Raw genomic sequence first — 26,147 nt, forward strand, 5'->3', positions numbered from 1 at the left:
CAAAATCTCCTGAATGCTATGAAGCTACCTCGAACGCCGCTCTGACAAGGCGTTCGGTGTAAGCCGTCTTGGGGTGCGATAGAACCTGTTCGACCGGCCCTTCCTCCATGATCTTGCCGTGCTGCATGACGATCACGCGGTGGCAAAGGGCGCGCACGACCTTGAGGTCGTGAGAAATGAAGAGATAGCTCAGACCCCGCTCGTCCTGCAGCTTGCGCAGGAGGTCGATGATCTGCGCCTGGACGGAAAGGTCGAGCGCAGAGGTCGGCTCGTCGAGAAGGATAAATTCCGGTTCAAGCGCGATGGCACGGGCAATGGCTATGCGCTGGCGCTGGCCGCCGGAAAACTCGTGCGGGAAGCGCGAGAGAATATTGGCCGGCATGCCGGCACTGACGAGCGCTTCCTTGACGCGCTCAAGGCGCTCGGCCTTGTTGGCGCCGAGGTTGTTGACAATCAGCCCCTCGCAAATGATCTGGCCGATGGTCATACGCGGATTGAGCGACGAGAAAGGATCCTGAAAGACGATCTGCATGCGCGAGCGCAGAGGCCGCATTTGGGCGCGAGACCGATCGTGGATCGGCTGCCCGTCGAAGAAAATCTCGCCGCCATCGGTATCGATCAACCGCAGCAGAGCCTGACCGAAGGTGGTCTTGCCCGAGCCGGATTCACCGACAAGGCCGAGCGTCTCATGGCGGCGCAGCTCGAGATTAAGTCCGCCGACGGCGACGAGCTCGCGCATGTCGGGCTTGAAGAAACTGCCGTGACGCAGCATGAAGGCTACTTTAACGGACTTCCCTTCGAGCACCGTATCACAGTTCGGCGGCAGCGGTTTTGCATGCCCGCGCGGCTCCGACGTCAGTAGATGCCGCGTGTAGGGATGCTGCGGATTGGCGAAGAGCGCTTCGGTCTTATTGTGCTCGCGCATTTCTCCATGCTGCATCACATAGACATAGTCGGAGAATTGGCGCACCACAGTAAGATCGTGAGTAATCAAAATCACCGCCATGCCGAGCTGCTTTTGCAGGTCGCGGATCAGGTTCAGGATCTGTGCCTGCACCGTGACGTCAAGCGCCGTCGTCGGCTCGTCGGCGATCAGCACGTCCGGATCGTTGGCGAGCGCCATTGCGATCATCACGCGCTGGCGCTGCCCACCCGAGAGCTGATGCGGATATTGTTTCAGCCGCGCTTCCGGATCAGGGATTTGCACCTGCTTCAGAAGATCGAGCGCCCGCTTCTCTGCGTCGCGGCGGCTGACCTTGCGATGAACCCGTATCGCCTCAACGATCTGGCTGCCGATCGTGTAGATTGGGTTGAGCGAGCTCATCGGCTCCTGGAAAATCATCGAGATGCGGTCGCCCCGCAGCTGCCGCCGCGCTTTCTCCGAAAATTTCAGCACGTTCTTGCCGTCATAATGAACGGCGGATTTGTCGGAAACGACGGCACGCTTGGTCAGTAGACCCATGACGGTGCGGGCCGTTACCGATTTTCCGGAGCCGGATTCACCGACGATCGCGATGGTTTCTCCGCGATAAAGCTGGAAGGTGATGTCCTTCACGGCATCGACCATGCCGTCCTCGACCTTGAACTTGACGGCAATGTTGCGAGCATCGATGACGGGCGAGGTGGTCTTTTCGCCGGCATCGTGCCTGGTGTCGGGAGCGTAGGGATTGACGAGTGCGAGAGCCATATCCGTTCTCCTCAATAGGGATCGATCGCGTCGCGCAGGCCGTCACCGAGCGCATTGAAGGCGAAGACGGTGACGAGAACGAAGGCGACTGGCGAGAGGATCCAGGGGTAGGAGCCGATGACCGAATAGGTCGACGTATCCTGCAGCATCAGGCCCCATGAAATCAGTGGCGGCTTGACGGCAAAACCCAGGAAGCCGAGGAAGGATTCAAGCAGAACCACGCTCGGGATTGCGAGCGTCACCGCGACGATGACGTGGCTCATGACGTTCGGCAGGATGTGCTGCAGGATGATACGCCAATCGGTTGCGCCGACCGCCATCGCAGCGCGAACATACTCGATCCGTGCCAGCGCCAGCGTCTTGCCGCGCACCTCGCGCGACATCTGTGCCCAGCCGAGTGCCGACATCACGACGATGACGAAGGCGAGGAAGACATTCGTAGGCGCAGTCACCGGAATTAGCGAGGTCAGCGCCAGATAGAGCGGTACTTGCGGGAAAGCCAGCACGACCTCGACGAAACGCTGGATCCAGGCATCCACCGCGCCACCGAAATAACCGGATATCATGCCGATCGTCGTGCCGACGATGGTGACTATGGAAACCACGGTCAAGGCGATCATGAGCGAGATGCGTGAGCCATAAATGGCGCGCGACAACACATCTCGCCCGAACTTGTCGGTGCCGAGGAAATGCACGGGACCGCCGTCGATCGCGCCGAAGAGGTGGCGGTTGCCGGGGATCAGGCCAAACAGATAGTAGGGATCACCCTTCACGAAGAAGCCGAGCAGGCGCGGGTGATCATAGTCCGGCCCGACGATCGGCTGGAATGTGACCGGGTCGAGATCCGTCGTCTCGGCAAGCGCGTAGACGCGGGGCAGAAAGACGAAGTTGCCGTCCTTGTCATGGAAACTGATGAGCTGCGGCGGCGCAAAGCCGGTATCGGTCGCCTTCGGATCGAGCGGCGCGACGAATTCGGCAAAAATCGCCATCATCAACAGCAGGACGACGAGGACAAGACCGCTCATGCCCGTCCAGGAGCGCTTCAGGCGCCGCCAGACCAGCGCAATATAGCTTTCATTGCCGCTTTTGTGCTGGATCTTTTCTTCCGGCGGTGGTGGCGGGGAGCTGCTGAAGGCGAGCATCAGTGTATTCCTCCCTGCTGGCGGACACGCGGATCGAGCAGCGCAAGCAGCATATCGGCGATGATGTTGCCGACGATGAGGGTGGCCGAAAGCACCATCATGAAGGTTGCCGTCACATAGACGTCGCCGATCGCCATCGAACCGACGATGGCCGGGCCGACAGTCGGCAGCGTGAAGATGATGGCAGTCTCGATCTCGCCGGTCAGCATGTAGGGCAGGACAACGCCCTGGTACATGACGAGCGGATGCAGCGCGTTCGGCACGGCATGGCGCATGACCACGGCACCACCGGAAAGGCCTTTCGCCCGCGCGGTTTCCACATATTGGGCATTCAGCGTGTCGAGAAGATTGCCGCGCATCACGCGCATATTGTAGGCAAGGCCCCCAAACGTCGCGATCGCAACCACCGGCCAGACATGCCTGACCAGATCGACGAATTTGGCCCAAGACCAGGGCGCGCCGCCATATTGCGGCGAGAAAAAGCTACCGATCTCCGAGACGTTGAGCTGGAAGACCAGAAGATAGACGATGATCAGTGCCATCAGGAAGCGCGGCACCGTCATGCCGAGAAAAGAGATGCCCGAGAGGAGACTGTCGATCCAGCTATATTGCCGTGTCGCCGCCCATATGCCGAAACCGATGCCGAGAACGGATGCGAAGATGTGGCAGACCAGCGCAAGAGCGAGTGTTCGTGGCAGACGTTCTCCAACGACATCGGCGACGGGTTTATTGTAGAACATGCTATAGCCGAAATCGCCTTTGGTGACGATCCCGCCGATCCAGTTGACGTATTGAACGACGAGCGGTTTATCGAGCCCATGTTCGCGGCGGTAAATTTGCGCCTGTTCGTCGGCTTGGGCGAAGGACGCACCGCCCTGGTTCATCAATTGCGAGCGTATGTAATCGGCATAGTCGCCGGGCGGCGCCTGAATGATCGCAAAGGTCACCACGCTCAGGATGAAGAGCACGGGTATGGCGGAGGCTATTCGCACGAGCAGGAATCGTAACATCGGACGGTTCGCTTCTCTTGATGCTGTCGACGGTCTCGTCCCATCGGGATGATATGCGCCGGCGGTTCAATTTTATTCCGGCGATAGCTGATCGCTGGATGTTTCAGGTCCCATGGCAACCGGCATCATACCGGCTGCCATGGGTGTTCATACGGCCTTACTTGATCGGACCGGCGCTGCCGGGGGCTCCCGGAAGCTCTTCGGGGAAGAGTTCGTATTTGCCCTGCTTGTCTGCTGCGACCCAAAGGCGCTCGCGGATGATCGAGTCCTCTGCCCAGTTGAACAGGAAGATCGGCGTGCCCGGAGGAACGTTGGAGAAGCGCTTATTGATGATCAGTGCACCTGGATATTCGGTCAGACCGATATTGTAGAGGTGTCCCGTCGAGATCTTCTGGAACTGCTTCATCAAAGCCACGCGTTCGTCGTTGTCCTTCGATGTCGTGAATTTGCTGACGACATTCACCATGTCCTTTTCAAAGGGCATGAGATCGACTGTGCCATCCGCACCCGCGCGATGATTCCAGCTCGTTCGCGGACCGACCGGTGCGAGCTGCTCCGTATTCTGGACGACCGAGGCGAGCTCCGTCGTGTTACGCCGAACCATCCAATCGAAGCGGCCGCCGTAATTGGCATCGTCACGCTTGGGTCCATCGAGCGCGTTGATAATGACGCGCAGCCCGAGCTTCTCCATCTGACCAACGACGCCTTCGGCCAGGCTCTTATCGGTGGTGTAGTCGTTGCTGACCAGCAGGGTGATCTCGACATCCTTGCCGCCGTTGACGTTAGCCGGGAAATTGACGATGCCGTCGCCGTCGGTATCCTTCAGGCCAGCTTTCGCGAGCTCGGCCTTGGCCGCGGCGAGATCGAACGGATAATAGACGGTCGAATTGCGATCATAGAAGCTGCTGCCGGAGGAAAGACCGCCCGGATAGATCGCTGTGAACGGACCTTTGACGAGAGATTCTCCAAGCGCCTTGCGGTCCAGGGCCATCGTGACGGCCTTGCGGAAGTCCTCGTTGCGGTTCAGTTCGCGAACGGCCTGAGCACGCGGATCGGGGTTGCCCCAGCCATTGGCGGAGAAATTCATCTGCAGATTATAGCCGATAAGGCGAGGGCCAAAGGCAAGACGGGCAGGGGCATCGGGCTGCGCGGCGCGCTTCAGCGAAGCGACGAAATTTTCCGGTTGCTCCAGGTTTGAAATGTCGCCGGAACCGGCAACGGCCTGCACGTCCCGGTCCGCCCAGGTCGAGAGCTTGTAATGCAGCTCATTGAGGTAGGGCAACTGATTACCCTTCTCGTCGACCTTCCAGTAGTAGGGATTGCGACGCAGGACGATGATATCGTCAGGGCGATATTCGACTGGAACCCAAGCGCCCATGACCGGAATATTCATATATTCCGGCGGGAAGGCATTCTTGAACTGATCGTACGTGTTCTTGGAATATTTCGGATGTTGCGGCTTCAGGATATGCGACGGGCCTGGGCAGAAATTCGGATAGGCCATCGTGTAGAGATATTGTTTCGGGAAAGCGTCCTTGAAGGTCCATTCGACAGTGTAGTCGTCGATCTTCCTGAGGGTCGTTCCCTCGCCGAAAGCTTCCGGCGATGCGCCGCCACCGAGCGGCGAGACGTTCGGGTCGATGACCTCGTCTTCCCAGTAGAACATGATGTCGTCAGCGTTAAAGGGCACGCCGTCGGACCATTTGGCGCCTTCGATCAGATGCATGGTGAGCTTATGGCCGTCGGGCGACCATTCCCAGCCCTTGGCAAGGTTCGGTAGCGGTTCGGTATCCTTTGCTTCCACCTGGAACAGGGGAGCGGTGCGCGTGAGGCACTCCGAAAGAGCGATGTCGATGCCGCCCCAGCCCTGGGTTTGCCCAGCGCCGTAGTTCCAGCCCTCCGGCCGGCCGCCTATAACATGGCGCATGGTATCGCCGTAGACGCCGATGCCGTCGGGCATGTTGCCCGTCTTGAAGACCAGCGGCTCTTTCGGCAGGCGATCCTTGACAGGCGGCAGCTTGCCAGTCTTGACGAACTTGTCGGTGACCCAGGCGGGCTCGTGATATTCCGGCAGCGCTTTGAACTCCAGGATGGAGTTGCGCTCGACATATTTGATCTTGCCTTCAGCCGGAAAAACCGGCGGAACGGGCGGCACTGTCGGTTCGGCTGCATAGGCGCTGATGGCGATCGCGGATGTGGCAATCGTCAATGCGGCGGGAAGGCCGATCGGTCGAAAATGTCTCATCTTGTTCTCTCTCCCAATATCGCGAGCGTTCCGTTCGAGGCGTCGCGTTCCTCCCGTAAAACGGAAGACGGCCGGCTGCGGCGAGATATCACCCCTCTGCCGCCGCAGCCATCGTCTTCCGATCTGCTGTTCGTCAGCCGGCCTGCTTCAGCGCGGCCTTTTCAGCCCGCAATTCCTCGATCGAGCGTACGTTGCGGCTTGCCGCACCCTTCCAATCGCGCGTCTTGACCTTGCCCTGCGACAAGCGCTCCTTCGCGCCATCGACCGCATGGGCATATTGCGGCAGCCAACGGGCTTCGGCGACGACCATTTCATCGACCATCTGCCAGACCTCCTCCGGCGTGGCGACGGCGCCGACCAGCGGATCATGCAGGACGGCAAGCTTCAAGAGATCGATATCACCGCTGATGGCGGCATGGACCGACATGCGCTGAACGTTGATCGAGGATATGCAGGTGGCTGCACATGCCTCCGGCAGAGTAATTCCCGCCACCATATTGATGCCGAAGCGATCGACGAAGCCTGGGGATTCAATGACCGCGTCGCTTGGCAGATTGGTGATGACGCCATTGTTCTTGACGTTGAAATGGCCGCGATAGACGCGATTGGTTTCCAGCGCTTCGAGAATATGGCTGGCATGCTCGTTGGAGCGGCGTGCCGGGTCGATCGGCTGTGAGGCGCTGTCGAGGATCTGCTGGAATTCCGTCTCGAACCAGTTGCGCGTCTCGGTGGAGTGACGCAGATAGCCGCCGGTCTCGCCATGGATCCAGTCCGACATGTCGATCCACTTGTTGATCTCGTCGGGACGCTTGCGATACCAGGGCAAATATTCCGACAGGTGTCCGTTGCTCTCCGTCGAATAGACGCCAAAACGCTTGAGGACGTCGATACGCAGCTTTTCCTGTTGCGAATAGACCGGATGCGCCTCGAAGGCTGCGATCAGCTCATCCTTGCCGATCTTGCGGCCGTTGAAGCGCAGATCGACGAACCAGGTCTGGTGGTTGATGCCCGAGCAGATATAGTCGAGTTCGCTCTTGTCCTTGGCGCCGAGCACTTCGGCGATCTGTTCGGCGCCATGCTGAACGCCGTGGCAAAGACCGATCGTATCGACCTTGCCATATTCGATCGCCGCCCAGGTATTCATCGCCATCGGGTTGGCATAGTTCAGGAACTTGGCGCCCGTCTCTGCGACTTCGCGGATATCCTTGCAGAAATCCAGAATGACCGGAATGTTGCGCTGGCCATAGAGAATGCCGCCGGCGCAGATCGTATCGCCGACGCACTGGTCGATGCCGTATTTCAGCGGAATGCGGATATCTTCGGCGTAAGCTTCCAGGCCGCCGACGCGAACGCAGCTGATGACGTAGCGCGCACCTTCCAGCGCCTTGCGGCGATCAGTGGTAGCCGTGACGCGTGTCGGCAGCTTGTTGGATTGGACGATCCGGTCGAGAATCGCCTTGATCATCGTCAGATTGTGCTCACTCACATCGGTCAGCGCGAATTCGACGTCGCGGAATTCCGGCACACAGAGAATGTCGGTGAACAGCTTTTTCGTGAAGCCGACGCTGCCGGCGCCGATAATAGCGATTTTGAAACTCATGATCCTCACCTTCAAGTCGATCGAACAAGCAGCGGCAGGGAAATCGACGATATTTTCGTCCAGTGTCGCAACGATTGCGGAACGGGCCGAAATCGCGATTTTTCCTCCGATCGCCGTTCCTCGCCGGCGAGCATGCGCTGTTTTCTGGCGGGATTATGCCTATAATCGCCGAGGCGAACAGAGAACTATTATGCTTTTGAGGGTAATTTTGTGCTGCAAGAATTGATCGATAACGGACAGGTCATGCGGACGGTTTCGCTGCCGCGGGGACGCCACCGATTGCACGCCATGCCGACCAGCGCGGGATATGAAGTTCGCTATGATGAACCCTATGATTGGGATGGACGACGGCGCGGTCTGACACCGTTCACCGTGTTGCAGCATACGATCAGCGGTACCGGGCGGCTGCGCTATGAGAGCCGTAACTATCGCGTCAATGCCGGCGATACGCTGCTCGTTCTCGTTCCGCATAACCACCGTTATTGGCTGGAGAAGGGGGAGCGCTGGGAATATTTCTGGATTTCCATGAACGGCGAGGAAGCACTGCGCATCCATCGGCTGATCCTGGCTGCGGCCGGTCCGGTGTTAAAGCTGCAGCAGTCGACGATCGATCATCTTGCCGATTGCAGCCTTCGGCTCGTCAAGGGCGCCACGACGCCGGCTTCGGCTTCGGCGATCGCCTATGAGGCGGCAATGGCGCTCTATGACGATGTTTTCGGCTCGCATGCCTTTGCCGCCGACCGCTCCGTCATGCAGATCGTCATCGACTACATCAATGCCAATCTCGACAAGCCGCTGCCGGTCGAAGAGCTTGCGAAGGTGGGCGGCCTCAGCCGCGCGCATTTTTCGCGCGTCTTTGCCGAGAGCGAAGGCGTGCCGCCGGCGGAATTCGTGCTGCAGCAGCGGATGCAGCGCGCGGCGAAGCTGCTGACGAAGGCTGCCTTCATTCCGGTCAAGGAAGTCGCTATCATGTCGGGCTTCGACGATGCCAATTATTTCTCCAAGGTATTTCGCCGCATCTACGGCATCAATCCGACGGAATTCCGCACGACCGGCATGTATGCCGCCGTGCGCACTCCGGTGGAAGAGACGAAGAATGCGCGCAGCCGATAGATCCGCTATAGGTCGGTATCCTTGCGATCACTTGCTTGTCTTGAAAATGGAATTCCGCCAACCGGTCGCATTGCGCAACGGCGGCCAGCCTGTATAGATATCGCCCCGCGGCGTCCCGCTTGCCCCGCCGCGCGCCTCACTTCCAGCAACATCTGTTCGTCATCCGATGCGACGGGCTTAATCGATAGGATTGAATATGCGTTCTGTTGTCGCTTTCAACGAATCCTGGACGTTTCACGAAGGATTTTTGCCCGAGGATGTCAGTCGCCCGCAGCACGGACAGAGTGTTACGCTGCCGCATACGGCCGTCGAGCTGCCTTTCAACTATTTCGACGAGAAATCCTATCAGCGCGCTTTCACCTATCAGAAGATCGTCAGCTGGGATGAAGCTTTCGCAGGCCGTGAGGTATCGCTGATCTTCGATGCGGCCATGGCCGATGCCGTCGTCTATTTGAATGGCGAGGAGATCGTTGCTCACAAGGATGGCTACACGCCGTTCGAGGCACCCCTGACCGGCCGCCTGCGCAAGGGTGAGAACCTGATCACGGTCAAGATCGATGGTAGCGAAAATCCCCAGATACCGCCTTTCGGAGGGCGGATCGATTACCTGACCTATGCCGGTATCTATCGTGATGTCTGGTTGAAGGTTGCTGCGCCCGTGTCAATCGCGAACATCAAGATCGAGACGACGGATGTCCTTTCCGACCATAAATCCGCTACTGTGCGCTGCGACATCTCCAATCCGCAAAATCTTGCCTTCAAGGGGAGCGTGACGGTTACCCTGCGCTCCGCCGACGGAGCAGCCATCGCTTCCGGCCAGGTAGACACGTCGGGTGAAAGCGTGAAACTCAGCTTCGCCGGCCTTTCTGGCCTTTCGCTCTGGGAGCTCGACAGTCCCGTCCTCTACTCGGCTGAGGTGGAGCTTGTGAGCGAGCATGGCGCGGACCGCCTTGCTGCGAGTTTTGGCTTCCGCACGGCGAGTTTCACAGCGGAAGGTTTCTTGCTGAACGGCAAGAAGCTGAAGCTGCGCGGCCTCAATCGCCATCAGGCCTTCCCCTATGTCGGTTATGCGATGGGCCGTTCCGCACAGGAGCGTGATGCCGAAATCATGAAGCGCACGCTGAAATGCAACGTTGTGCGCACCTCGCATTATCCGCAGTCCAAATGGTTCCTCGATCATTGCGACCGTATCGGCCTGCTGGTTTTCGAGGAAATTCCCGGCTGGCAGCATATCGGCGATAAGGAATGGCGGCAGGAATCGATCCGCAACGTGCGCCGCATGATCGAGCGCGACTGGAACCATCCCTCCATCATCATCTGGGGCGTGCGCATCAACGAATCCCAGGATTCTCACGATTTCTACGTCGAGACGAACCGACTTGCGCGCGAGCTCGATCCGACGCGCCAGACCGGTGGCGTACGTTACATCACCGAGAGCGAAATGCTCGAAGACGTCTATACGATGAATGACTTCATCCTGGGCAACGAAGAGCTTCCGGGCGCCAACCGGCCGCGCACGCCGCTGAGGCCGCAGCAGGAAAATACCGGCCTCTCCAAGGATGTGCCCTATCTGATCACCGAATTCGGTGGCCATATGTATCCGACGAAAATCTACGATCAGGAGCAACGCCAGGCCGAACATGTACGCCGGCATCTGGAAGTTCTGAACGCCGCCTATGGCGATCCATCGATCTCAGGCGCGATCGGATGGTGCATGTTCGACTACAACACCCACAGCGATTTCGGCTCGGGTGACCGCATCTGCTATCACGGCGTCATGGACATGTTCCGCGAGCCGAAATTCGCGGCTTATGTCTATGCCAGCCAATGCGAACCCTCCGAAGAGATCGTCATGAAGCCGGTCACGATCTGGGCGCGCGGCGAGCGCAATATCGGCGGCGCCCTGCCGCTGATCGTGCTCACCAATTGCGACGAGGTCGAGCTGCGCTACGGTTCTCTGACTAAGCGCCTCGGTCCGGATCGGGAAACTTTCCCACATCTGCCGCATCCTCCCGTCGTTTTCGATCACCGTTCCTTCACCCCGGACGAACTCGGTGTATGGGGGATGGAGTGGGAGGACGTGCATTTCACCGGCTATATCGACGGCAGAAAGGTTGTCGAGCAGCATATGGTCGCCAATCCACTGCCGACGTCGCTTCAGGTCGAAGCTGATGCCGATACCTTGCGCGCAGGCGAGCGCGATACGGTGCGCGTGATCGTGCGTGCGCTCGATCAGGCCGGCTCGCGTCTTCCCTTCCTCAATGAAGCCATTTCGATCCAGGTCGATGGTCCGGCGAAGATCATCGGACCGGAAACGGTGGCATTCCAGGGCGGGACCACGGGTTTCTGGCTCCAGGCAACCGGAGAAGCCGGTGCGATCAAGCTCGAAGTCTCGTCCCCGCGCTTTGCCAGCCAAAGCCTGAGCTTTACGGCAAAATAACGAGCTGCCGGGTTCTCTGCCGTCAGGCAGCGGAGCCGGCAATTTCACCGGCGCCTTGTGGGATCGACTGCAGCAGCGTCTGCCGTGCCGATGCGAGATGCTGGCGGCAGGCAGCATCGATCTTTTGCTGGTCGCGTGATTGCAGCGCTTCGATATAGTCGAGATGCTCCGCCACGGCGCGGGCATTGCGCTCGCGTGCGAAAGCCTTGTTCCACTGATAGTGATAGTGAAAAATGATGGCGATGACGTCGTAGAACTCAGTGATGAAGCGGTTCTTCGAGGCTCGATGGATGAGGAGATGGAATTTTTCGTCGAGGCGCGAGAAATCGCGGTAGTGCGCGTCGAAATCTTTGAGCAGTTCGTGGTGTTCCTGCTCGATGGCCTTGAGATCCTCCCAAGCCTGATGATTGGCCGGCAGGCGGCCGAACTCGGCGGCGGAATGCAGTTCGAACATTTCGCGCACATCGGCAAGTTCGAGGGCGAATTCGCTGGTGAAGCCCTTGAGAATCCAGTGGCTGTTCGGCCGCTTCTCGATGAGGCCGAAGCGGCTGAAACGGATAAGGAATTCACGAACGACAGAGGTGCCGGTGCCGATTTCTCGCGCCAGCTCCAACTCGTTGATCTGCATGCCCGGTTGGGCTTCGTCGGACATGATGCGCGTCATGAAGCTGCGCTCAATGATATTGTGTAGGGAATCGGTTTCTTCCTTAGGGAAAAAGTCGGCCTGGGTCGGCAGGCGCAGCACTGTCTTCTGTCGCTTGTTCCACAGAATGATGCCAGCGTCGCTTAGACGCATGAGGATCGCCCGCGCCGTGCTGCGGCTGACGCCAAGTTCGGCTGCGATTTCCGGCTCGCTCGGCAGCTCGGTATCGAGCTTCAAGCGGGCGGCATAACGATTATAGGCTTCCTTGAAGAGCGTGTTTTGCCTTGCCATTTCCCCCTCACGTCTCGTCGCCGCTCTTTGCCGGCGGCGCTGTCTGAACCATGTCCCGATGGCAGTCAATTGCGGGAGTTCCGTCGAAACCGCAGTTTCCGTCGTCTCCCGCGACAGTCCCCATGATTTCCTCGTTGACACCAAAATGTTTATTGTAGATAAAAAACAAAATCAATGGCGATGGATGTGGAGAGCCTCCGTTAACGCCACCGAAATTGAAGTGACCGTCATCACAAGGGAGAGGTGATGCAGACGAGAACGATCGGCAGGACGGACCTTAAGGTCACGGAGATCAGCTTTGGCGCTGCGGCGCTGGGCGGCCTCTATCGCGCCTGCCCCCGCGACCAGGCGATGGCGACCCTGCAGGCCGCCTGGGACCACGGCATCCGCTATTTCGACGTTGCGCCCTGGTATGGCTTCGGCCTCGGCGAGCGTCGCGTGGGCGATTTCCTGCGTGATCAGCCCGAGGACAGCTATGTGCTGTCGACGAAGGTCGGCCGCCTGATGCGCCCGGTGCCTACCGACAAAGTGCCGAATTATGGCTATGTCGATCCCCTGCCTTTCGATGCGGATTATGATTACTCTTATGACGGCATCATGCGCTCGGTGGAATTCAGCTATGCCCGTCTCGGTCTCAATCGCATCGATATTCTCTATGTTCACGATATCGGTGGTTACACCCACGGCAAGGCACTTAACGAGCGCTATCTCGGCCAGCTTCTGGGCTCGGGGCTGAAGGCTCTTGAGGAGCTGAAGTCGTCGGGCGCGATCAAGGCCTATGGCCTCGGGGTCAACGAGGTGCCGGTCTGCCTGGACGTGATGCATGCCGCCGATATCGATTGCATCCTGCTTGCCGGCCGCTACACGCTGCTGGATCGTTCAGCCGTTGCCGAATTGCTGCCGCTTTGCGAGAAGAAAGGAACATCGCTGGTTGTGGGCGGCGTCTTCAATTCCGGCATTCTGGCAACAGGACCCGTTCCTGGCGCGCATTTCGACTATCTTCCGGCAACGCCGGATATTTTGGCCAAGGTCGGCGCCATGGAGGAGATTGCCCGCAAGCATGGTCTGCCGCTTGCCCAGCCGGCGCTTCAGTTCCCGCTGCGCAGTCCCAGCGTGGCCTCGGTTCTGATCGGTACGGCGAAGCCCGAAAGTCTTGTTCGCAACATGCAACTGATGGAGCCAAGGCTTCCCGACAGCCTGTATGAGGAATTCGAAGGTTTGACTGTCGTCGCGCCTCCTTTGGGAGACGAGGCCGTGAGGGTCTAGTAAATTGGGAGCTATCGAGCCGACCGGAGAGGCGGTTTCGTAGAGGAGGAAAGCCTGTTTTGGCGTTGGCGGCAGATCCGCCACGCGAAGCGTGATGCCACAAGGCGTTACGATACCGAGCCGCAAGCGTTCAGCGGCGGGTGTGCAGGAGAACAGAACGCTTTGAGAGGAGAAGCAGATGAAAATTGCCAAGTCACTTCTGTCCCGCCGCGGCTTTACCGGCCTTGCCGGCGCCGCCATTATTGCAATGGCGATGCCCGTGCAGTCCTTCGCTGCCGACGTGACCATTCCGATCATCGTCAAGGATACGACATCCTTCTACTGGCAGATCGTTCTTGCCGGTGCTCGCCAGGCAGGCAAGGATCTCGGCGTCAAGGTGCCGGAGCTGGGCGCCCAGTCGGAATCCGACATCAACGGCCAGATCAGCATTCTCGAAAATGCCGTTGCCGGCAAGCCGGCTGCGGTGGTCATCGCGCCGACCGAACGCAAAGCACTCGGCAAGCCGGTGGATGAAGCCGCCAAGTCCGTGCCGGTGGTCGGTATCGACTCTGCCGCCGATTCCAAAGCCTTCATCTCGTTCCTGACGACCGACAACGTCCAGGGCGGGCGTATCGCCGCCGATGGCCTTGCCGCTGCCATCAAGGGTATGACCGGTAAAGAAGAAGGTGAAGTCGCCATCATCACCAGCCTGCCGGGCGTCGGCTCGCTCGACCAGCGCCGCCAAGGCTTCCTGGAAGAGATCAAGAGCAAGTATCCAGGCCTCAAGGTTGTTGCCGATAAATATGCGGATGGCCAGGCAACCACCGGCCTCAACATCATGACCGACCTGATCACGGCCAATCCGAAACTGGTCGGCGTCTTCGCCTCGAACCTGATCATGGCGCAGGGTGTGGGCCAGGCGATTGCCGAAAACAAGCTCGGCGACAAGATCAAAGTCATCGGCTTCGACAATGACGACAAGACCGTCGGCTTCCTGAAATCCGGCGTTCTCGCCGGCCTCGTGGTACAGGATCCCTATCGCATGGGTTATGACGGCATCAAGACAGCGCTTGCCGCCTCCAAGAAGGAGAAGGTCCCGGCCAACGTCGATACCGGCGCCAACCTCGTCACAAAGGCGAATATGAGCGATCCGAAGATCGATGCTCTGATCAATCCCAAGGTCAAGTAAGGCTTGAGGCCGCGCCCGAAAGGATCGGGCGCGGCCTTTTCGTCCGGCCGATTCCCGGAAGCGGCTGCGCGACGAAGCGAATGGAGGAGACCTCATGACCAGCCTGGAAGAAATCAGCCATCGGCACGACGACACCGTCAAAACGGAAGCAAATCGTATTCCGGCCGGTTCGCCCATCCTTGAACTTAGGGGCCTGCAGAAGCGCTATGGCTTCGTCGAGGCGCTGAAGCCGGCAACGATAACGTTTCTGGCGGGAGAGATTCACGCGATCGTCGGCGAAAATGGTGCCGGCAAATCGACGCTCATCAAGCTCCTGACCGGCGTCATCACGAGAACGGCGGGCGAGATTTTCTGGTGCGGTCATCCGGTCGCGCTCGCAACGCCGAACGAGGCGATCGCCCGCGGTATCAATGCGGTTCACCAGGAAGTGGTGCTTTGCCCGCACCTGACCGTCGCGGCCAATCTTTTTCTCGGCGATGAAGTCAATCGCTTCGGCCTGATGCGCAAGAAGCAGATGGTCGCGATGGCGCAGACCGTGCTCGACGATCTCGGCTTCGGATTGCCGGCCGGCGAACTCCTGAGCTCGCTTACGATCGGGCAGCAGCAACTGGTGGCAACGGCGAGAGCTGCGATGCGCGGCACGCAATTTCTGATTTTCGACGAGCCGACCGCCTATCTCACCCGCCAGGAATCGGCGCAGCTGTTCAAGCTGATCCGCCGCCTGCAGGGCGAGGGCGTGACGATCGTTTATATCAGCCATCGCATGGAAGAGGTGTTTGAGCTCGCTGATCGGGTCTCCGTTCTGCGCGACGGCACGCATGTCGGTACCCGCACGATCGCCGAAACCAACGAGGACGAGCTGATCAAGCTGATGATCAATCGTTCCATCGAGCAGATCTACCACAAGGAGGAGATCCCGATCGGCGACACCATCCTCGAGACACGCGGCCTTTCCGGTCCCGGCTTCGAGAATGTTTCGCTCAGCGTTCGTGCCGGCGAGATCGTCGGCCTTTACGGACTGATCGGTGCCGGCCGCAGCGAATTCGCGCTCGGTCTTTATGGGCGCCAGCCGCTTTCTGCAGGCGAAATCTACTGGCAGGGGCGCAAGGTCAATATCCGCAACGAACGCGATGCGATGGATCTCGGCATCGCATTGGCGCCCGAAAGCCGCCGCGATCAGGGGCTTTGTCTCAACCTGCCGATCGGCCTCAACATCAATTTGCCCGTATTCGGGCGACTGAGCCATGGCCCGGTCATCAATAACAAAAGCGAAGCGGCCAATGCAGACAAGCAGATCCGCGATCTTAGTATCAAGACACCGAGCCGGCGGGTTCTGGTATCGGCCATGTCCGGCGGCAATCAGCAGAAGGTCGTCATCGGCAAATGGCTGAGCCATGGCGCCAAGCTCTTCATCTTCGATGAGCCGACGGTCGGCGTCGATGTCGGAACCAAGGCCGAGATCTATCGGCTGTTTGCCAAGCTGCTTCGTGACGGTGCCGGCATCATCGTGATCTCTTCCTATCTGCCGGAGGTTTACGAGCTGGCCGATCGCCTGCACGTCTTCCGCCGCGGCCAGCTGGTCGCCAGCCATGATTTCCACGCGGCAACCCATGAGGAAGTCCTTGGCGAAGCGATCGGCGTCTAAACGATAAACAAGTCTAAAGAGGGAGAAGAAAATGGCCGCGAATACGACAGAAGGCCCCACCGTAGCGCCGCGGCGCAAGATGAACATCCTCTTCAGCCTGACGCTGATCCTGCTGCTTCTGGCGCTCTGGGTTGTTCTCGGATTCTGGACCGACAAGTTCTGGACGCCGCTCAACATCACCAACCTGATGCGTCAGGGCTCGATGACGGCTATTCTTGCGCTTGGCCAGACCTTCGTCATCATCACGGCGGGCATCGATCTTTCCGTCGGCGCGATTGTCGGCTTCTGCACCGTCATTATCGCCTGGCTGCTGCAGGCGGGTTTCCCGGTGTGGTCTGCCATCCTGATCACGCTTGCCTTCGGGGTTCTGATCGGCGCGTTTCATGGGTTCGGCATCGTGCGCATGGGCCTGCCGCCCTTCATCATCACGCTGGCGACATTGACCTCGCTTCGCGGCATAGGTCTCTTGATTACCAACGGCTCGACGATCAACATCGTCAATGACGAGTTCACCAATTTCGCGGTATCCGATTTCCTGGGTATCCCAAGCCTGTTTTGGATGGTGATCCTGGTCGCGATCCCTGCCGTGATCTTCCTGCATCTGAGCCGCTGGGGCCGCTATCTCTTCGCCGTCGGCTCAAACCGCGAGGCGGCACGCCTATCCGGCGTCAACGTCAATTGGATGATCTATCTTGCCTATATCCTGTCGGGAACCTGCGCCGCCTTCGTCGGCATTCTGCTTGCTTCGCGCATTGCTATCGGCAATGCCACGCAGGCTGACGGCTGGGAGCTGCAGGCGATCGCCTCTTCGGTCATCGGCGGCACCAGTCTGTTCGGCGCCGTCGGGACAGTCTACGGCCCGCTGATCGGCGCCTTCATCCTGGCGACCATCAACAATGGCGCCAACTTGCTGAACCTCAACTCCTTTTGGCAGCGCATCATCACCGGCGTCCTGATTATCGTCATCGTCTATTTCGATCAGCTGCGCCGCCGCCGGGCTTAGCAGTCAGGCCGCATAAACTGGAGCCGGTCACCGGCTCGCACGCCACGAATATGTCGCGCGAGCTGCTTCGGTCGCATAATCACGGCGCCGATAAGTGATCGGTATGTTTTATGCCTAGGCGGGCGAGGGTGGTGACCTTCGCCAGCTCAGGCCCTTTAGGAGACTGCGCAACGGCTTTTCGACGGCTTCATAAGCGACAACCCCGAGAAGCGTGCCGGAGATGATGCTGACGAAAGTGACGGCGTCTGACGGTATCTGCAGCGACGACAGCAGCTTGACGATTACCGAGATCGCGAGCGTATGCCAGAGATAGATCGAATAAGACGCGTTGCCGATATAGGTGAGAGGGGGGACGGATGGCAGCTTGCCGCTGCGCTCAATCGAGACCGTGCCGAGAACCAGTGCGACGGCGAGAGGACCGCATGTCATCTCGTTGAAGTCGAGGCTAAGCAGTTCGATGGCGGCAAAACCGGCGATCGATACGATCACTAACGCAAGACCGAGGCCAACGTCGGGAACATGTCCTTTCAGCCAGAACCGGGCGAGCACCGCACCCGCCACGAATTCCAGAATGATCGGCCTGACATAGGTGGCAAGCAGCGGCGATTGTGGATGGGCGAGGGCGCCGATCGCGACAAAAGCTGCAAAGATACCGATCAAGCTGGCGAGCCGCAGGCGCTGCGGCAGGAAAAGGCAGGCGGCGAAGATGACATAGAAGAACATCTCGAAATTCAGCGTCCATCCCTGCACCAGCACCGGCCATATCTCGCCGTTGCTCGGCGACCTGACGGGAATGAACAGTAGCGAACCGACTATATGGCTCGCCGTCAGCTTCATGTTCGGAAACAGTCCAGCCACGGCGCCGGCAATCATGATCGCGGTCACGATCCAGTAGGATGGCGCGATACGTTGCAGCCGGTCAAGCACGAAACGCAGCGGCGTCACGGGGCGACGCTCGCTCATGCTCCACATGATGAAGCCGCTGATGACAAAGAAGACGTCGACGCCGGCGGCGCCAATGCGGAAATGGCCGCCGCTGCGCTCGGCTGCGTGAAACAGCACGACCGCAAGAGCGGCAAGGGCCCGCAGATACTGGATGCCGTAAAGTGTCTTCATTGGCCCGCTCGCGGCTCCCAATTGACCGGCGGCGCGAATGGCATCTGCTCGCCCATGTGCGAGGGCGCATTTGCAGGCATGCGTGTCCGCATCGAAAGTTTTCCTGCCGTGAAATAGAACAGGAAGGAACCGACATGGTACGGATTTAGAATATCGATCTCCACAAAAGACCGGATCAACAGTAGCGTGGCGACACCGAGAAGCAGATAGGATTCGTCGTTTCTGACGTCACTCAGAAAGCGGCTGATATGGCCGATCACGGCCGTCAGCAGGATCGAGGCGAGCAGGATCACACCAATAAGTCCGGTCTCGACCGTTGTCTCGATATAGGTGTTGTGGAAATGGAAGCCCGCGCGCGAGGTAATGTAAAATTCTTCCCACAGCCTCTCGGGTTCGGAAAAGCCCTGAACCCAGTACGCCTGGTAGCCGACCCCGAAGAAGGGATTCTGCTGCGCCGTCGCGATGCCCTGTTGCCAGAGATATGTGCGCCCGGTGAGCGTGGAGTCTTTGCCGAAGGCGCCGAGGATGAGATCGACCGCTCCGAGATAGACGCCCGCGACCGCGAGGATGGTCCCGCCTACAGCCACTGTCACAAACAGCCTTTTGCGCTGCTTGGGCGACAGGTACAGGATGACACGCAGGCCCATGCATAGTGCGACCACCAACATCGTCGTGAGAACCGATGTTGCCGATGATGAAGCATGCAGGCAGTAGGCCGATAACAGGCCGGCAATTCCCGCACCGATCATCCAGATCCTCCGCTCGCCCAACACAAAGACGGCGGCAAAGGCGAAATAGATGCCGAGCGAAGCATAGAAGCCGAGCTGGTTCTTGGAATCGAAAGCGCCGACGAAGCTGTAAGTTCCGTCGATGGGATCATAGGCATAGTAGCCGAACAACATGGAATAGATGAGCACGATACCGGTGCCCGCGATCGCTCCGCGGGTCAACGTGCGGATATCGAGTGTGCGCATGGCGACCAGAGCACAGAAGATATGCGTCATATACTGAATCGACGCTCGGGCCGTCGTCGGAGGGACGACCGACCAGAAGATCGACAAAAAGGTGAATAGCCCAAAGGCAAAAAGCCAGAGCTGCCTGTGATAGCTGCCGAGTACGTTCCGATAGTCCATCATGACAAGCGGAAACCATAGCGCGTAGTAGAGCAGGATCGAAGGCTGACCGAAACGAGAGGAATAGGCAAAAACGAAGAAGGACAGAGCAATCGCCACCATGCCATAGGTGGCGTTGCTGCCCGGACGGACAAAGATCGATTTGGCTATCCGCATCGATTTTCCTATCGAATGGCGAGCCCGGTGCTGACCTTGATGAGATCACCGGGCAATACCTGCGTGTTTTCCTGGGCCTGTATTTCCTTCGATTGGCCGTTGTCGTCACGAATGATGGTGTAGGAGATGCTCACCCCTGGGCCGCTGGGGTCGAGGTTGCCGGCGTCAGCCGATTGAGCGACAGCTTCCTGCATGAGGGACTGGCTGGTCGACAGCTTGAGCTGCAGCGTTTCAAGCTGCGTGTCGGTATCCTGCATGTCCCGGGCGAGTGAACTCTGCCAGTCGTTGCGCAAGGTAATTTCGTCCTGATTGGCCTTGTTGATATCCTGCTTGGCTTTCAGAGCGGCGGTTTCCGTGTCGAGGAGTGTGGCTTCCAGATCGGAGGCGCGCTGTTCGGCGGAAATTCGGCGGGAGGCGAGCTCAAGGCCGCGCTCGGCCAAGCTTTCGACCTTATCGCGGTCGGCCTTGGCCAGATCAAGCTGGCGGCTCTGCGTGTCGTTCTTCTTTGCAAGCGCCTCGACTTCGTTCTGCAGAAGTGTCTTCAGATCTTCCAGGGATTTCAGCTGCGTCGTCATGCGGGTGGCACGCGTATCCATGAGGGCCTTCTCGCTGGCCAGCAGATCCGCCATATGTGGCAGCTGCTTGAGCTCGGTGGGGACGTCGATATCGTCCTTGCCGGCCAATTCGGCCATCAGGCGCGCCTTTCGCATCAACAGGCGGCTGCGCTCTGCCATATAGACGACAGCGTCACCCTTGGCATTGATGAAATCGCGCGCAAAGCGCTGTCCGGCATCGGATCGGCGCATGCCGCCGCCGAGGCTTACGGCCTTGAGCACGGTCAGGTTGGGCGCGAAGGGATACTCGCCAGGATTCTGGACCTCTCCGGAAAGATAGATCGGCCGGAACTGTGACATCTCGACTGAGGCCGACGGTCGATCCCGCAGGCCGAACTGCTTTTGCAGTCCGAGACCGATTGCCTCGGCGATCTGATCCGTCGTCTTGCCGACGGCCGGCATGTCCCCAATGAAGGGAACCGAGATCGAGCCCGAAGGTCCGACGGTATAGTCGCCTGAAACCATCGACCAGTCGCGAATGGTGCCTTCGGCCGTCTGCCACTCGGCAACGCGCACATGCAGCTTGTCCATGACACCCAGATGATATCCGGCAAGATTTTCAGCTAGCGCCGGAGCGGCAGCTGCGCCAAGGCTGAGAGCAATGATAGCTGCACAGCGCAGCAATGAATTGACACGTAGAAGCCTCTTGGAAGGCCGGAATTCAATCATGCAGGATCTTCCCTGTTATCGGTAGGCAATCCCGCAGGACGCGGGAAAACCGCAGGACGCATCCCGCGGTATCTGCCAGTCATCATCAATAGCTGCCGCGTGAAAGGCAGACTGCAGGAATGGTTTTGGCGATGATCACCATATCGCTGCTGAGCGACCAATTCTTCACATAATGCGTGTCGAAGGCGACGCGGCTTTCATAGGAAACGTCGTTGCGGCCGCTGACCTGCCAAAGGCCGGTCAAGCCCGGACGGGACTGCAGGTAGTAGATCGCCGCCGTGTCGTAACGCTCAAGTTCGTCTTCCACCACCGGGCGCGGCCCGACGACGCTCATCTCGCCACGGATGATGTTGATCAATTGCGGCAGTTCGTCGAGGCTGAGCTTGCGCAGGACCGAGCCGACCGTGGTCACGCGAGGGTCGTTCTGCAGCTTGCGCGTTGCCCGCCACTCTTCCATGGCCTTCGGGTTGGCCTGCAGGTAAGCATGCAGCACCTTGTCGCCATCGACGACCATGGTGCGGAACTTCAGGCAGCGGAACGCCTTGCCATTATGGCCGATACGGCGATGGCCATAGAAGACGGGGCCGGGGTCTGAAAGTTTTACCAGCAGCATCAGCAACAGAAAGAGCGGGCTGATGAGAACCAAGGCGGTCATAGCGGTGGAAACGTCGAAAACGCGCTTCAGTACTCCACCAGTGGGCGGAAAGACGTCGCTTTCCGCAGCGCTGAAAAAAGCCGATGTGGCCGATCTCGTCGCAGATTTCATAGAGAAAACTCCATTCATGTTGACGATTGGTCGGAAATTCTCGGACGCGTAACTAGAGCCGCGATGATCGGAGTGTAGGTTGGGATTGAGACTTTTTAAGCCAAATTTTTGTAGCGATATGGCATGGTGGTATAAATTTACCGCATTGATGGTGACTTGGTTTAGTTCACTGATCAGTAGTAGATGAAATGTACTGTATCATGTTGTGTATAAGGTCCCTCTTGACAGTTCTGTCGCATCTCAGTCGACCCTTTCTAAGGATAATATAGGCATGGCATGCCAAGTTGTTCATTATCATTGACTTCGATAGCTTCCGCTCCGTTTCCCCTCAGCTTTAGGCCGGGCAGCTTTCATCCATAGATATATTGCGTTGCAGCAATATTTTGCGGCGCACATACTGAAGGTAGATTGTCCAGGACTTTGTAATAAAAGTTGATTGAATTACTGACAAAACCTCTCGGGCATGGTCAACCGCAAACATCTCAAAAATTGTATTACGTTGATGGATCGCCATATAATTGCAAAGAGAAAGATGAACAAATTCAATTGTAATTATAATCGGGGCGTAGTTTTAACAGGCTAGGCGCTAGGATCGTCTCAAATCGCAACGGATCTTGGTAACTTGGTTGAATCTCAATGAATCATAAAATATATTTAAGACTTAGGTCTGATAAGGGAGGAAAGACCTTGATCGTTTTTCTTTTGATGCTCGAGCAGGCGGGGTAAGATTATGTACGCACCCCGCGTTTTCATCAGCATGCTGGGCACGCTGATCGTATTTGCCATCGCAACATATTTCCTGACGAACTCGCTTTCGACCACCTTGATCGAAACGGCGCTCTGTGCGGTCCTTCTGCAGGTCGGCTATTTCCTGGGCGTGCTCTATCTGGTCTGGAAAGAGCGCAAAGCGCTTGAGGCCCAGTTGAACGAAGACAAGGGTCCGGCATCGGTTCAGGAGGACGGCAAGGTTGCTGGTCTCGCATCCAGTTTAAAGCGGTCCGAACCCTTCAACCCTTGACCCATGGGAAGAGGTCAGATCTTTTGAAGGTCCGGCGGTTGCCGGATCGTAGCCATGTCCTAAGTCTCCTCTGAACCCTTGGAGGCTGATGTGACCGACCTTGCAGAAAAATGCGTCTGCGTAATCATTGCCGCGAAGAATGCCAGCGAAACAATCGGTCTTGCCGTTGCCTCGGCTCTTCGCGAGGCAGAGGTCGCCGAAGTCGTCGTTATCGATGACGGCTCGACGGATGGAACTGCCACAGCCGCAGCCAAGGCCGATGACGGCAGCGGCCGGTTGATTATCCGGGAATTCGAAAAGAACCGTGGCCCTGCCGCAGCACGCAATCACGCAATCCAGATATCCAAGGCGCCGTTGATCGGCATTCTCGATGCCGATGATTTTTTCTTTCCGGGTCGCTTCGCTGCACTGCTTGCCGCTGACGATTGGGATTTCGTTGCCGACAACATCGCTTTCGTCAGTGCCGACACTGTGCCGGATGCGCATGCAAGACTCGATCGTTTCGACGCGAAACCACGTTTTCTCGATCTTGTTGCTTTCGTCGAAGGCAATATTTCCAAGCGTGGCGTGCGTCGCGGCGAGATCGGCTTCCTGAAGCCTTTGATGCGGCGTTCCTTCCTGGATGCGCACGGCCTGCGCTACAATGAGGCATTGCGTCTCGGGGAGGATTACGATCTTTATGTCCGCGCGCTGGCAAAGCAGGCCCGCTACAAGATCATCCATAGCTGCGGTTATGGCGCGGTCGTGCGCAGCGATTCCCTGAGCGGCAGCCACAGGACCGAGGATTTGCGCCGCCTTTATGAGGCTGATCAGGCCATTCTTGCTAAGGGCGGACTTTCTTCTGCGGACGCGGCCGTAATCCGTCGTCACGAACAGCATATTCGCGATCGTTACGAGTTGCGGTATTTCCTCGATATCAAAGCACAATCCGGGTTGTTATCTGCCGCTGCCTATGCGCTATCGCATCCCTTCGCCGTCCCGGCGATTGCCGGTGGCATTCTAGCTGACAAGACGGAGCGTTTCCGCAGGCGGAGCGGCAACGCCATTGCCCATTCCGGTTCAAACGGCCTGCGCTATCTGCTGCAGGCCGCTCCGGAATAGCGGTATTGCGGCTTAGAGATAATCGCGACGCACGCCTTCGATCACGTTCAGCAGGCGCTCCTTGCAGGCTGCAAGCGCGCTATCCTTGCTCAGCTGCGGCTTTGCCTTGCTCGCCTGCCACAGAGCTAGAGCCGACGGTACGGCCAGCGCCTGCTTTGCCATGACGCGCAGGGTGGTCTGCTGGGGATCAGCAAGCATGACGTTTTCCCCATAGCGTTGCTTTTCCAGCTCGGCTGCAGCCTGCTTGTTGCGCTCGAAGCCGACACCCCAGAATTTGGCTCCTTTGGCGATCGCCTCGGCGCGCGTGGAAACGGGGATGTGCTTCGGCTGGTAGGTGACGCCGAGCGAGAGGGCCCAGTCGTTCCATTTGAAACTGTTGATGGAGCGCGAGGAGCTGACCGCAATCCACGGAACACGGAAGGCATCCGCCAGGATGGCGCCATGCATCGATTCCGCCACGATTAGTTCGGAGGCGGCAATTTCGCGGATGACGGCCTTCGCCTCGCCGCGCGGATCGAGATAGGAAAGGCCGACCGTCTTGCAGATCTCAGGCCAGAGGCCTGCCGCAGCCGATTCCCAATGGGGAATGAAGGTGCGCTTGCCGTTTTTCGAAATAGCTTGGAATTCCGGCATTTCCGTCACCAACACGGCAGGATCGACGATGCCCATTTCCGTCGGCAAGCCAGCCTTTTGCGCCGTCAGTGGCCCACGCACGCTGCGGACATCCCATTGCGAGGTATCGCGCATGTCCGGAAGAGAGCCGTAGCCGAAACCACTGCCGATAACGAGCTTGTGCCCGTTGTCAGGGAGGATCTCCGTATTGAGGACCGTGCCGACGCCGACTAACAGCGTTTCTGCATGAACATCGCGAAGGCCGGGAAGTAGGAAATCCCAGAGCCAGAGATTGAGATCGTCACCGAAATTGCCATGGGTGGATTCCCAGTGGAACGGCTTCATGCAGGACTCCTTGCTGATCCAAACTATAGCGGGCCATGCCGTGGCTCTTCGATGCGGCATGTGCAGCCCATGCTGCACCGCAAAATCTAGGGCGCGAGTTTGCCCACGGCAAGCTGCATGGCGCTTTGTAAAATTCCAGGATCGCGTAAGGCCCATTTTGCCAGCAGTCCAAATTGCGGCATGCGCCGCCGCCGTACCTGCCGCGCCTGGCTCCAAAGCGCCTGCTGGCGGGCGCGGTTTTTATAGAGACGGATGGATTCGACATCCTGCGGCCGCCGCGAGAATCTCTGCTCCAGCGTGTTGAGCGCCGTCCATGTATTGAATTGCTGGCGCAGGAATTGCGGGGAATCGTTGTCGATGCTGTGAAAGATGTTCACGCCCTCACCGCGCAGCGCACCGGCATTCTCGCAAAGCAGGACCCGCTTGGCGGCGAGAACACAGTCGCAGAAAAACAGGACGTCTTCCGCCGCCAGTCGCAGAGACGGCTCGAAGCGGATTTTTTCGAAAAGCGGCCGCCCGATCACCATGCAGGACATGTGGAGGAAACTCCAGTCCTGCAGCATGACGCTGGCGATATTCGGGATTTCGACGACGGCCGGCCTCTCCGATAAGCGCACCGTTTCGGCCGATTTTCCAAGCTCGGCGATGCTGAAATGATAGTAGAACTCCTTGCCCCCATCGATGGAGTCCCAGTAGCAATCGGCGCTATAATGGGTCAGCGTTCCGAAGGCATTGCTGAGATGCTCGGGCGCCCATTCGTCATCGGAGTCCAGAAAGGCTACGAACCGACTCTCTGACGGCACGCTGTTAAGGCCGGTATTGCGTGCCCCGCCGGGGCCGGCATTGGCCTGGCGGATGACGCGGATGCGTTTTCTTTCCTCGCTGCTCAGCGATTGCAGCTCGCTTTCGGCCGAAAGCGGCGATTCATCATCGACGATGACGATATCGAAATCCTGAAATGTCTGCCGGGATATCGATTTCAAAGCGCGCTGCAGAACGCCGGTTTGCTTTTGATAGAACGGAATAACAATCGTGATTGACGCCATTTTCCCGCCTTTACGGTTTCGATTCAGGGGCTTGCGGTTCATGCCCCAGGGCATGATCATTGGCTTTTCCAACGGCATTCGCTGCAATTTATCGGCCCATTGGCTGTAGCGAAAGTCGTTGTGACGCCAACAGGTAGCGTCCAATCGATGCCGAGCAATGCGGGGGAAGAAGATTTTCTGAAACTTTCATCCGAGCGTGGTGGCGATTAAGACCATTCGCCGATGTGCCATTATCACACATGGCGCACCAAGATCGTACGTTGATACATCCATTGGCAGAGCAGTATGAATTGGCTTTCTCATTCTGATTGAAGCTTT

At 58.4% G+C, this 26,147-nt stretch carries 20 protein-coding genes; 8 read left to right on the forward strand and 12 right to left on the reverse strand.

Annotated features, from left to right (window positions below; all coding sequences use genetic code 11):
* Positions 1-16: 16 nt before the first annotated feature.
* The 5 genes from ACYJRZ_RS14780 to melA form a co-directional block, all read right to left on the reverse strand.
* A complete protein-coding gene (locus tag ACYJRZ_RS14780) occupies positions 17-1,687 on the reverse strand; it encodes an ABC transporter ATP-binding protein (protein ID WP_459459930.1) in 1,671 nt (556 codons plus the stop codon).
* An 11-nt stretch (positions 1,688-1,698) separates the two neighbouring features.
* On the reverse strand, positions 1,699-2,829 hold the full coding sequence (locus tag ACYJRZ_RS14785) for an ABC transporter permease (RefSeq protein WP_459459932.1): 1,131 nt from the start codon (positions 2,827-2,829) through the stop codon (positions 1,699-1,701).
* The gene (locus tag ACYJRZ_RS14790) at positions 2,829-3,839 is read right to left on the reverse strand and encodes an ABC transporter permease (RefSeq protein ID WP_113228359.1); all 1,011 of its coding nucleotides are present in this window, start codon (positions 3,837-3,839) and stop codon (positions 2,829-2,831) included. The genes ACYJRZ_RS14785 and ACYJRZ_RS14790 overlap by 1 nt, the downstream gene beginning before the upstream one ends.
* A gap of 157 nt (positions 3,840-3,996) precedes the next feature.
* Positions 3,997-6,084, reverse strand: a complete 2,088-nt coding sequence (locus ACYJRZ_RS14795; protein WP_459459935.1) for an ABC transporter substrate-binding protein — start codon at positions 6,082-6,084, stop codon at positions 3,997-3,999.
* Positions 6,085-6,217: 133 nt separating this feature from the next.
* Entirely contained in the window at positions 6,218-7,684 is a 1,467-nt protein-coding gene (gene melA / locus ACYJRZ_RS14800) for an alpha-galactosidase (RefSeq protein ID WP_459459937.1), read from the reverse strand.
* Positions 7,685-7,894: 210 nt separating this feature from the next.
* On the opposite strand from melA, the gene ACYJRZ_RS14805 reads away from it, so the two are divergent.
* Positions 7,895-8,797 carry an AraC family transcriptional regulator gene (locus tag ACYJRZ_RS14805; protein ID WP_459459939.1) on the forward strand — a complete coding sequence of 301 codons (903 nt, stop codon included), beginning with the start codon at positions 7,895-7,897 and terminating at the stop codon, positions 8,795-8,797.
* 196 nt (positions 8,798-8,993) lie between these two features.
* On the forward strand, positions 8,994-11,237 hold the full coding sequence (locus tag ACYJRZ_RS14810) for a glycoside hydrolase family 2 protein (protein WP_459459941.1): 2,244 nt from the start codon (positions 8,994-8,996) through the stop codon (positions 11,235-11,237).
* A gap of 22 nt (positions 11,238-11,259) precedes the next feature.
* Here ACYJRZ_RS14810 and ACYJRZ_RS14815 read toward each other — a convergent pair whose 3' ends face one another.
* Complete coding sequence (locus ACYJRZ_RS14815; RefSeq protein ID WP_459459943.1) at positions 11,260-12,171, reverse strand: GntR family transcriptional regulator; 912 nt, start codon at positions 12,169-12,171, stop codon at positions 11,260-11,262.
* Positions 12,172-12,417: 246 nt separating this feature from the next.
* Here ACYJRZ_RS14815 and ACYJRZ_RS14820 point away from each other — a divergent pair, with 246 nt between their 5' ends.
* The 4 genes from ACYJRZ_RS14820 to ACYJRZ_RS14835 all read left to right on the forward strand — a co-directional run bounded on the left by ACYJRZ_RS14820 (position 12,418) and on the right by ACYJRZ_RS14835 (position 17,253).
* Positions 12,418-13,437 (forward strand): aldo/keto reductase, encoded by a 1,020-nt coding sequence (locus ACYJRZ_RS14820; RefSeq protein WP_459459945.1) that lies wholly within the window; start codon positions 12,418-12,420, stop codon positions 13,435-13,437.
* A 178-nt stretch (positions 13,438-13,615) separates the two neighbouring features.
* Positions 13,616-14,605 carry a substrate-binding domain-containing protein gene (locus tag ACYJRZ_RS14825; RefSeq protein ID WP_459459947.1) on the forward strand — a complete coding sequence of 330 codons (990 nt, stop codon included), beginning with the start codon at positions 13,616-13,618 and terminating at the stop codon, positions 14,603-14,605.
* Positions 14,606-14,699: 94 nt separating this feature from the next.
* Positions 14,700-16,250, forward strand: coding sequence for a sugar ABC transporter ATP-binding protein (locus ACYJRZ_RS14830; protein WP_459459949.1), 1,551 nt, complete (start codon positions 14,700-14,702; stop codon positions 16,248-16,250).
* 31 nt (positions 16,251-16,281) lie between these two features.
* On the forward strand, positions 16,282-17,253 hold the full coding sequence (locus ACYJRZ_RS14835) for an ABC transporter permease (RefSeq protein WP_459459951.1): 972 nt from the start codon (positions 16,282-16,284) through the stop codon (positions 17,251-17,253).
* Positions 17,254-17,367: 114 nt separating this feature from the next.
* Here ACYJRZ_RS14835 and ACYJRZ_RS14840 read toward each other — a convergent pair whose 3' ends face one another.
* The 4 genes from ACYJRZ_RS14840 to ACYJRZ_RS14855 form a co-directional block, all read right to left on the reverse strand.
* Positions 17,368-18,369 (reverse strand): acyltransferase family protein, encoded by a 1,002-nt coding sequence (locus ACYJRZ_RS14840; protein WP_459459953.1) that lies wholly within the window; start codon positions 18,367-18,369, stop codon positions 17,368-17,370.
* Positions 18,366-19,658 (reverse strand): O-antigen ligase family protein, encoded by a 1,293-nt coding sequence (locus ACYJRZ_RS14845; protein ID WP_459459955.1) that lies wholly within the window; start codon positions 19,656-19,658, stop codon positions 18,366-18,368. Before ACYJRZ_RS14845 ends, ACYJRZ_RS14840 begins: the two co-directional genes overlap by 4 nt.
* A gap of 8 nt (positions 19,659-19,666) precedes the next feature.
* Positions 19,667-20,941 (reverse strand): polysaccharide biosynthesis/export family protein, encoded by a 1,275-nt coding sequence (locus ACYJRZ_RS14850; protein WP_459459957.1) that lies wholly within the window; start codon positions 20,939-20,941, stop codon positions 19,667-19,669.
* A gap of 85 nt (positions 20,942-21,026) precedes the next feature.
* Positions 21,027-21,707 (reverse strand): sugar transferase, encoded by a 681-nt coding sequence (locus tag ACYJRZ_RS14855; protein ID WP_459459959.1) that lies wholly within the window; start codon positions 21,705-21,707, stop codon positions 21,027-21,029.
* A 730-nt stretch (positions 21,708-22,437) separates the two neighbouring features.
* Between ACYJRZ_RS14855 and ACYJRZ_RS14860 the strand changes: the two genes are divergently transcribed.
* A complete protein-coding gene (locus ACYJRZ_RS14860) occupies positions 22,438-22,725 on the forward strand; it encodes an exopolysaccharide production repressor protein (protein WP_459459961.1) in 288 nt (95 codons plus the stop codon).
* A 90-nt stretch (positions 22,726-22,815) separates the two neighbouring features.
* Positions 22,816-23,826, forward strand: coding sequence for a glycosyltransferase family 2 protein (locus ACYJRZ_RS14865; RefSeq protein WP_459459963.1), 1,011 nt, complete (start codon positions 22,816-22,818; stop codon positions 23,824-23,826).
* Between the two features lie 12 nt (positions 23,827-23,838).
* Here ACYJRZ_RS14865 and ACYJRZ_RS14870 read toward each other — a convergent pair whose 3' ends face one another.
* Both ACYJRZ_RS14870 and ACYJRZ_RS14875 read right to left on the reverse strand, forming a co-directional pair.
* Positions 23,839-24,783: a polysaccharide pyruvyl transferase family protein gene (locus tag ACYJRZ_RS14870; RefSeq protein ID WP_459459965.1), complete on the reverse strand. Its 945-nt coding sequence runs from the start codon at positions 24,781-24,783 to the stop codon at positions 23,839-23,841.
* A gap of 86 nt (positions 24,784-24,869) precedes the next feature.
* Positions 24,870-25,829, reverse strand: coding sequence for a glycosyltransferase family 2 protein (locus tag ACYJRZ_RS14875; protein ID WP_459459967.1), 960 nt, complete (start codon positions 25,827-25,829; stop codon positions 24,870-24,872).
* Positions 25,830-26,147: the final 318 nt, after the last annotated feature.

It is taken from the genome of Rhizobium sp. No.120 (assembly GCF_054558365.1).